Source organism: Streptomyces avidinii, from assembly GCF_014650695.1.
GTDB lineage: Bacteria > Actinomycetota > Actinomycetes > Streptomycetales > Streptomycetaceae > Streptomyces > Streptomyces avidinii.
The window spans coordinates 328457-335066 of sequence record NZ_BMVL01000008.1 but is presented as its reverse complement, the minus strand read 5'-3'; the positions used below and the strand labels follow the sequence as shown (position 1 = coordinate 335066).

General features: G+C 69.0%; 6 protein-coding genes. 3 read left to right on the top strand and 3 right to left on the bottom strand.

The window, feature by feature from the left end:
• Positions 1 to 111: 111 nt before the first annotated feature.
• On the bottom strand, positions 112 to 546 hold the full coding sequence (locus IE257_RS23100) for a VOC family protein (RefSeq protein WP_189971612.1): 435 nt from the start codon (positions 544 to 546) through the stop codon (positions 112 to 114).
• Positions 547 to 681: 135 nt separating this feature from the next.
• The gene (locus IE257_RS23095) at positions 682 to 1116 is read right to left on the bottom strand and encodes a hypothetical protein (RefSeq protein ID WP_189971532.1); all 435 of its coding nucleotides are present in this window, start codon (positions 1114 to 1116) and stop codon (positions 682 to 684) included.
• A 365-nt stretch (positions 1117 to 1481) separates the two neighbouring features.
• Here IE257_RS23095 and IE257_RS23090 point away from each other — a divergent pair, with 365 nt between their 5' ends.
• Complete coding sequence (locus IE257_RS23090; protein WP_189971610.1) at positions 1482 to 1949, top strand: NUDIX hydrolase; 468 nt, start codon at positions 1482 to 1484, stop codon at positions 1947 to 1949.
• 574 nt (positions 1950 to 2523) lie between these two features.
• Here the strand turns inward: IE257_RS23090 and IE257_RS23085 are convergent.
• Positions 2524 to 4113 (bottom strand): AMP-binding protein, encoded by a 1590-nt coding sequence (locus tag IE257_RS23085; RefSeq protein WP_189971530.1) that lies wholly within the window; start codon positions 4111 to 4113, stop codon positions 2524 to 2526.
• Between the two features lie 130 nt (positions 4114 to 4243).
• Between IE257_RS23085 and IE257_RS23080 the strand changes: the two genes are divergently transcribed.
• Together IE257_RS23080 and IE257_RS23075 are read left to right on the top strand one after the other, a co-directional pair.
• Positions 4244 to 5443, top strand: coding sequence for an amidohydrolase family protein (locus tag IE257_RS23080; protein WP_189971528.1), 1200 nt, complete (start codon positions 4244 to 4246; stop codon positions 5441 to 5443).
• Positions 5443 to 6609 (top strand): acyl-CoA dehydrogenase, encoded by a 1167-nt coding sequence (locus IE257_RS23075; protein ID WP_189971526.1) that lies wholly within the window; start codon positions 5443 to 5445, stop codon positions 6607 to 6609. The genes IE257_RS23080 and IE257_RS23075 overlap by 1 nt, the downstream gene beginning before the upstream one ends.
• The last annotated feature ends 1 nt before the right edge of the window (position 6610 follow it).

Here is a 6610-nt window from a genome sequence, read left to right as displayed (position 1 = left end):
CGCTCCTCATCCCTCAGCGTCTCCAGCCCGTCCTGGGCCGGACATAAGCCGCCCACGACCTGTTGAAGCAGCTCAGTCACGCGACCGACGCCCATTCGGGGCTGATCACCGTCAGTCCAGGCAGAATTCGTTGTCCTCCGGGTCAGCCATCACGATGATCCCCTCGTCCATGTCATTGCCGTCGATCCGGTACAGCCTCTTCGCTCCCAGCGCCTCCAGCCGGGTGGCCTCCTGCTCCAGCTCGGCCATCCGCTCGTCCCCCTTCAGGCCGGGTGCTGCGCGGACGTCCAGGTGCAGGCGGTTCTTCGACGTCTTCCCCTCCGGGACCTTCTGGAAGAAGACCCTCGGCCCCTTGCCGTCCGGATCCGTGATGGCCGACCGGCTGTTGTGCTGTTCAGGCGGTACGCCCCACGCCGTGAGCGCGGCCGGCCAGTCGGCGAACCCTTCGGGCGGCGGCTGGACGCGGTAGCCCAGCGCCTCGGCCCAGAACACGGCCTGCGCGCCCGGGTCGGCGCAGTCGTAAGTCACTTGGAATTCCTTGGCCATGCCCGCCTCCGACCGCTCGCAACTGTCCTTGCCGAACAGTCCCATCCTCCCCTCCACCAAGCACAGTTCACACCCGTATAGCTCGAACCAGGAGATCTTTGGAAGGGGAGAGGGCCAGCCGGTGCCGGATCGGACCTAGTCACCTGAGGAGCCGAAGATTCCCAGGTGAGTGGGTCTGTCCTCGGAGTAGAGGACGACGTAGTAGCCGGTCCACCGCATCCGACACTCCTCGAGCAGGCTGCTCTCGTACTCCTCGTACTGATCGACCGACGGGCGGTCCGTGCCGAAGTGGTGCACCACGCGGCTGAGTGCCAGAGGGCGCAGGGTGCTGTAGTCAGCGAGAGCCAACCGTGTCGGTGGGGCGTCGGTGGCGACAACCTCGACGATGTCGAGGATCGTATGGGTGCCCTCCGTCCCCATGAACTCCTCGTCCTTGTACAGGTCCTCCAGGCTTCGGTAGCGGTCACCGTCGCCGTACTCCTCCTGAAACACCCCGGCCTGCAAGGCCGCCAAGGCCGCCTCGACATCGCCGTCGTACCTCGTGACGTAGTTCCATCCGCTGGCACCCACCGAGCCACCCTCCCGAAGATCGTGAATGGCCGAACGGTAGCGGTGGTGACTGACACCCCCTTGGCGCCGGCCGATTCCCCGGAGTGGGGTGTCCAGAGGATGTCGATCGCACCAGGAAGGACGCCCGGACAGGTCCTAGTGCGTGGGCTCGACATTGGAAACCGATGTGGTGAATTCGCGGCCGGATGCGCCACGGATGTAGGCCAGTTCAACCCCGTGCTCGACGGCCGAGTCCGAAACGTTCTCGTTCATTACGGCCATGATGCACTTACGGCGCAGGCAGGCGGACGGCATGTTCGACCGATTTTCCGCTCATGCCGAAGAGCTGTGGAGTCGCGGACGCGATATACGGGAGGTGGGGCGAAGTGGCCAGGCGTGACTACGAGGATGACCCCGAGGCCCCAAGGGCGAACAGCCTGGTGCCTGCGGCTTCAGCGGTCGTCGTCGATGGCGAGGGCAGGGTGTTGTTGCAGAGACGCACGGACAACGGCAAGTGGGCTCTGCCGGGCGGCAAGATGGAGCTCGGCGAGAGCATCGGCGACTGCGCAGTTCGGGAGACCCTTGAGGAGACCGGCATCGTCGTGGAGGTCGTGGGGATCGTCGGTACGTACACAAACCCGGGCCATGTCTTCGCCTACGACGATGGAGAAGTGCGGCAGGAATTTTCGATCTGTCTGCTCGCCCACCCCACAGGAGGGAGTCTCCAGACTTCGGACGAGTCGCACGAGGTCGCATGGTTCACGCCCGATGCCGTTGACGATCTCCCGATGGTGCCCAGTATCCGCAAACGCATCAACGACTGGCGGGCCGGTCACGGCCCTGTCGTTCGCTGACGCTGTCACGACTGGACATGGGCCGCCCGCGATCCTGTGGGACAACGGCTATTCCATCGTGGGTTCGTGGAGCCGGTCCTCCGTTGCCCCTTAGGCACGACGAAATAGCCGAGGAATCGGCCGTCGGTCCCTCTCAACGGCCCCGGCCGGTCGTCGGTCGCGTGAATGAGAAGCGACAACGGGTCGTGGGCGGCTTATGTCCGGCCCAGGACGGGCTGGAGACGCTGAGGGATGAGGAGCGCGTAGCGATTGGATGCGCCCACCGCCCCGGAAGGCCTCTCCGGATGGGCCCGTCTCTCGGTCGCCCCACCCCTGGCCCGCTCGGGCATCTCCGACCACCCCGTCCCTGAAAAGCATCTTCCGGCCCGTTCCTATGGGGGTTTCCCGGCAGTCTTCGGATTTCCGGGGCGGGACGGTCGGTCAAGGGTGGCCGAAGGTCATCGCGCAGCGACGCGACGAAGGAGCGCCCTTGAGGGACCGGCCCGACACGGAGAGACGATGAGACTGACGGGAAACCCCCATACGCGACTCTGACTGCCGCCCCCGCGGATCCCGCCCACCGAAGCCCCCCCCGCTACGCGTACCGCTCCCGGAGTTTGTACTTCAGGACCTTGCGGAGGGTTTCGTTGCGGGGGAGGGACTCCAGGAGTTCCAGTTGTTCCGGGAGTTTGTGGGTGGCCAGGCCCGCCGTGCGGAGGTAGGCCGTCAGTTGGGGGAGGGTCAGGGGGGCGGCTCCCGGGGGTTGTTCCACCACCGCGCAGACGCGTTCGCCGCGGGTGGGGTCCGGGAGGCCGATGATCGCCACGTCCGCGACGGCCGGGAGGCGGTGGAGGAGGTCCTCGATCTCCTTCGCCGAGATGTTCTCGCCCTTGCGGATGATGACGTCCTTGCTGCGCCCGGTGAGGACGAGGTAGCCGTCCCGGGTCAGATGGCCGAGGTCGCCCGTGATCAGGTAGCCGTCGGCGTCGAAGACCTCCGTCGACGCGTCCCGGTTCAGGTAGCCCTGGCAGACCGCCTCGCCGCGCAGCCGGACCTCGCCGTCCGTGTGCGGGGGCAGCGGGGTGCCGTCGGGGGCGGTGATGCGGATGGACATGCCCGCCGGGGGGCGGCCCTCGGTGGTGGCGAGGTTCTCGGCGGTGTCGTCCGGTGCGCCCATGGTGATCATCGGGACCTCGGTCATGCCGTAGCCGTGGGTGAGCTGGCAGCCCAGTTCCCGGACGACCGCGTGGTAGATCTCCGGCGGTTTCGGGGCGCCGCCGCCCGCGAGGAGGCGGAGGGTGGGGATGAGGGGGACGTCCGGGGCCTTGCGCTGCTCGGTCAGGAACATGGAGTAGAAGGCGGTCGATCCGCCGGCGACGGTGACTCCGTGGCGGCGGTAGCCGTTCAGCGCGTCCGGCATGGCGAACTTCTCGAAGAGCACCGCGGGGAAGCCGTACAGGAGCAGCATCACCAGGTAGTCCGGGCCGCCTATGTGCGCGTACGGGAAGGCCATCGAGCCGACGTCGGCCGGGCTCAGGCGCAGGGCGTGCGCGAGGCAGGAGCCGCCCGCGATCAGGGAGCGGTCGGTGTGCAGGACGCCCTTGGGGTCGGAGGTGGTGCCGGAGGTCCAGTAGATCCACCGGACGTCGGTGCCGGAGGCGGGCGGCGGGGGGAGTACGGCCGGGTCGCCGTCCGGGAGGTCGGCGTAGGCCTCGAAGACGCCGCGGGCGCCGAGTCGCCGGGCCATGGCCGTGTGGTCGAAGCCGCGCCAGTTCCCGGGTACGGCGAAGTACTCGGCCTTGGCCTCGCGCAGGGCGAAGCCGACCTCGCGGTCCCGGTAGAAGGGGATGACGGGGGTCTGGACGGCGCCGATCCGGGCGAGGGCGACGGAGAGCAGCACCGTTTCGATGCGGGTGGGGAGCTGCCAGGCGACGACGGTGCCGGGGCGGACGCCCATGTCGTGGAGGCCGGCCGCGACGCGTTCGGCGCGGTCGTGCAGCGCGCCGAAGGTGAGCCGGCGGTCCCCGGCGCGGTCCCCGGTGGTGTCCCCGGCATGGTCGTCGGCGCGGTCCTCGGACGCCTCGATCAGGACGGGGGTGTCCGGGGTGAGTGCGGCCCGGTGGGTGATCAGTTCCCACAGGGTTCGGGACCGGCTCAGTTCTGTCGCGGTCGCGGTGTCCGTCATCCCAGACCTCCCCATAGCTGACGGATAGTCAGAGCAAGCGCAGAGCGTAGAGCGCGCACGCTTGTCGGTCCAGGGGTGGCGGGGCTAGCTTGTTTCTGACGATCCATCAGATCGGTGAATTGGGGAGACCATGGAACTGCCTCGGATCATCAGCGTCGACGACCACGTGATCGAGCCCGCGCACCTGTTCGACGTCTGGCTGCCCGCCAAGTACCGCGACCGCGGCCCCAAGGCGCTCACCGCCGGCATCGGCGAACTCGCCTACACCGGTGGCAAGTACGTCATCACCATGGACCCCGACGGCCCGCCGACCGACTGGTGGATCTACGAGGACCTGAAGTTCCCGTACAAGCGCAACATCGCCGCCGTCGGCTTCGACCGCGACGACATGACCCTGGAGGGCATCACCCGCGAGGAGATGCGCCGCGGCTGCTGGGACCCCGAGGCACGCCTCGCCGACATGGACCTCAACCACGTCGAGGCCTCGCTGTGCTTCCCGACGTTTCCGCGCTTCTGCGGTCAGACCTTCGCCGAGGCGCACGACAAGGAGGTCGCCCTCGCCTGCGTGCGCGCCTACAACGACTGGATGGTCGAGGAGTGGTGCGGCGACAGCGGCGGCCGGCTGATCCCGCTGTGCATCATCCCGCTCTGGGACATCGACCTCGCCGTCGCCGAGATCCGGCGCAACGCGGCCCGCGGGGTGAAGGCCGTGACCTTCTCCGAGATCCCCACCCACCTCGGGCTGCCCTCGATCCATTCCGGCTACTGGGACCCCTTCTTCGCCGTCTGCCAGGAGACCGGCACGGTGGTCAACATGCACATCGGGTCCAGCTCCCAGATGCCCGCCGCCTCCCCCGACGCACCGCCCGCCGTCCAGGCCTCGCTCAGCTTCAACAACGCGATGGCCTCGATGATGGACTTCCTCTTCAGCGGCGTCCTGGTGAAGTTCCCGACGCTGAAGCTCGCCTACAGCGAGGGCCAGATGGGCTGGATCCCCTACGCCCTGGAGCGGGCCGACGACGTCTGGGAGGAGCACCGGGCCTGGGGCGGGGTCCGCGACCTGATCCCCGAGCCGCCGTCCACGTACTACTACCGGCAGATGTTCTGCTGCTTCTTCCGCGACAAGCACGGGATCGCCTCGCTCGACGTCGTCGGACGCGACAACGCCACCTTCGAGACCGACTACCCGCACGTGGACTCGACCTTCCCGCACACCAAGGAGGTCGCCCTCGACCACGTGAAGGGTCTGGACGACGAGACGATCTACAAGCTGATGCGCGGCAACGCCATCCGCATGCTCGGCCTCGACCTGGACAAGAGCCGCCGCTGATGGACCTGACCTACACCGAGGAGGAGCAGGACTTCCGGGCCCGGCTGCGCGCCTGGCTCGCCAAGGTGCTCCCTGAGCTGCCCGCCAGGCCGTCCCCCGACGACTGGCCGGGCCGGCGCGCCTATGACCTCGGCTGGCAGCGCAGGCTGTACGAGGCCGGGTACGCGGGCCTGCACTGGCCGGTGGACGCGGGCGGCCGCGGGGCCACCCCGACCCAGCACCTGATCTTCCTGGAGGAGACCGAGCGCGCCGGGGCCCCGTACGTCGGCGCGAACTTCGTCGGGCTGCTGCACGCCGGTCCGACGATCGCGGCCGAGGGCACGGCGGAGCAGCGGGCGCGCTGGCTGCCGCCCGTCCTGCGGGGCGACGAGGTGTGGTGCCAGGGCTTCAGCGAGCCGGGGGCCGGCTCCGACCTGGCTTCCCTGCGCACCCGGGCCGTACGCGACGGCAACGACTACGTGATCACCGGGTCGAAGATCTGGACCTCGCACGCGGAGGTCGCCGACTGGTGCGAGCTGCTCGTGCGGACGCAGCCGGTCGGCGCCGACGTCCCCAAACACCGGGGGATCTCCTGGCTGGCCATGCGGATGGACGCGCCGGGAGTGACGGTACGGCCGCTGCGCACGCTCGCCGGGTCGGCGGAGTTCGCGGAGATGTTCCTCGACGAGGTGCGGGTCCCGGTGGCCGACCGGGTCGGCGCGGAGAACGACGGCTGGCGCGTCACCATGGTCACGCTGTCCTTCGAGCGCGGCACCGCCTTCGTCGGCGAGGTCGTCGCCTGCCGCCGGACCCTGGGGGAACTGGCCCGGGCGGCGAAGGCCAACGGCCGGTGGGACGACCCGGTGCTGCGGCGCAGGCTGGGGCGGCTGTACGGGGAGTTCGGCGCGCTCTGGCGGCTCACCCAGTGGAACGTGAGCGAGGCGGGACGGTCGGCGGGCGGTGTACCCGGCATCGGCGGTTCCGTCTTCAAGCTCGCCTACTCGCACGCGCGCCAGGAGCTCTACGACACGGCGGCGGAGGTGCTCGGGGCCGCATCCTTGTCCCTCGACGAGGAATGGGTGCCGGACCGGCTCTCGTCCCTCTCCTACACGATCGCCGCGGGCACCTCGCAGATCCAGCAGAACATCGTCGCCGAGCGGATCCTCGGCCTTCCGAAGGGCCGGTGAG